At 54.3% G+C, this 1,841-nt stretch carries 2 protein-coding genes; both read right to left on the bottom strand.

Annotation, left to right across the window (positions count from 1 at the left end):
• Positions 1 to 508 (bottom strand): hypothetical protein (locus GE027_RS23505; RefSeq protein WP_237607740.1); only part of this gene is annotated, 508 nt, incomplete at its 3' end.
• Positions 508 to 1,473 carry a DUF1573 domain-containing protein gene (locus GE027_RS22475; RefSeq protein WP_162006900.1) on the bottom strand — a complete coding sequence of 322 codons (966 nt, stop codon included), beginning with the start codon at positions 1,471 to 1,473 and terminating at the stop codon, positions 508 to 510. The genes GE027_RS22475 and GE027_RS23505, both read right to left, overlap by 1 nt.
• Positions 1,474 to 1,841: the final 368 nt, after the last annotated feature.

Genomic DNA, 1,841 nt, shown 5'->3' with positions numbered 1-1,841 from the left:
TTGCCAGTCGAAACGGAAGTAACCGCACGTCATTACTTACATCATTAAGGCCGCGGATCTCCTTGCTTGCAACCGTCGCGACATTCGCCGAAGTCGATGCATGCGGAACCATTGATACAGTTTTTTCTCCATCGAAAACAGCAAAGCTTCTGATAACGCCCAGTGCGTCATCGATAGAGCCGGACCCATCGCTGGGAATATTATCAATCTCGAACCGCAGCCTTGCCGTGTTGTCCAGGCAAAGCCTACCGGCGACTGGAAATCTTAGCTGCCCGCCGGATTCCTGAAGAACAATCCGGCTACATCGCCATCGCACCTCAAGTGTTCGGTAGCTCTCCGGCCGTTTTTCCCAAGCCTTCATGAGACGGCCGAGATCAGATGCATACACGCATGGCCCAAACGAAAAAAGCATGGCAATCCCTGCGATGGCCGCCAGCCGTTGCAAGGAGCCGCATAAACACGAAAGCAGGTGGACCCTAGCCTCCCAGAAAGTGGGCCGTTCGTTCATTATTTGCCGCCTAGTATTGTGAACCCAATTCTGTACGATTCGCAGTTGCCCTGTTGATCGCGGAGCACAAGGAAGCCTGCTTGCCGCTCTGTTTCGTTAATATCAGATAGCTGAAAAAAAACTCTCGCTTCGAATCGCCCGTCGTACCGCGAGTATTCAACCCGTTCCACACTGACCGCATTCTGGTTTGGCCGGCAGACAAGACTATCAACTTCAAACTCCTGCCCCCCGTCAGGTCCCGTCAAGCTGACGGTGTTAACATTCCATGCACCAGATTCGCCGCCGCCAGCAATTAACACATTACCGTCCGATAGGCACAGCGTCCCGACCGCGTGCAACTCGACAGCCAACACCAGGGCGGCATCGCTTGAAGTGGTTGCATCCCCGGTGCCCACGCCAAGATGGAAGCGATACGTTCCCGCGGGCACCTGCTTCTCTTTCTCAACATACAAGTCAAGCTTCGCAGACTCCCCCTCAACACTGCTTACGGAAACACCAAAAGGTAGGTCAGGGGCATCAGAGATAATGCATGCGGAAACGCCTCCTGAATCGTCCATGCATGAAATAAATGCAGAAGCGACAGCACGATCTTCAGAGCCCGCGACCTCGGCGACCGTAAAGGACTGGCTGATATAAGTGGTGTCGCACCAAAGCTTGTGCGTGACGACTCCAGTAACAGGAAAGCGAAGGACGATACCATTGACAACGCCTGAAACGATCACCTCGAAATGCTCTTCGAGTGCTGCCGGTTTTGCATTGGTTAGGTCCAGGACGAGGCGAATTCGTGCGTCTTTCCCCGGCTGAACAACAACCTCGTCAACGTCGATCGATGTGCAGCCGCACGAGGCTTGCAATGACTTTACGGTCAGCGGCTTGTTGGAGCTGTTGTGCAGAATGACTTGCCACGGAAAGTCCTTTACTGCATTCACTTTGCCAAAACTCAGGCTTTGGGGATGGACGCTCAACCCCAGGCTGCCATCCGTTTTACTGCAGCCGAGCATCGCAGCAAAGCAAAGAACTAAGCTGCCCCCTGCCAACTGCAGCCCCCCCCCGACGGCCCAGAAAGTGAACAAATCGCAACACAAGACACGCCATATTCGCCAGACCCCCTAGATATTGAACAGACGCGTGACACGCGTCGCGATGTTACTGCGATCCCATCGCTAGGCCGGGTACTCGCTGACGCAACCCTTCATTCCTGCACTACGACCCGATGCCCCTGCACAAGTTTAGGTAGGCACCCGCACTTACGTTGACCCGCTCGCCGAATATTGTGCCTGGTGTAGGGGCACTAATGTCTCCCTGAACATCATTTCCACTACACTCTGGATCA

The sequence above is a fragment of the Roseimaritima sediminicola genome, from assembly GCF_009618275.1.
In the GTDB taxonomy this organism is placed as follows: Bacteria; Planctomycetota; Planctomycetia; order Pirellulales; family Pirellulaceae; genus Roseimaritima; species Roseimaritima sediminicola.
This window is presented reverse-complemented; position numbering and strand designations above follow the sequence as displayed.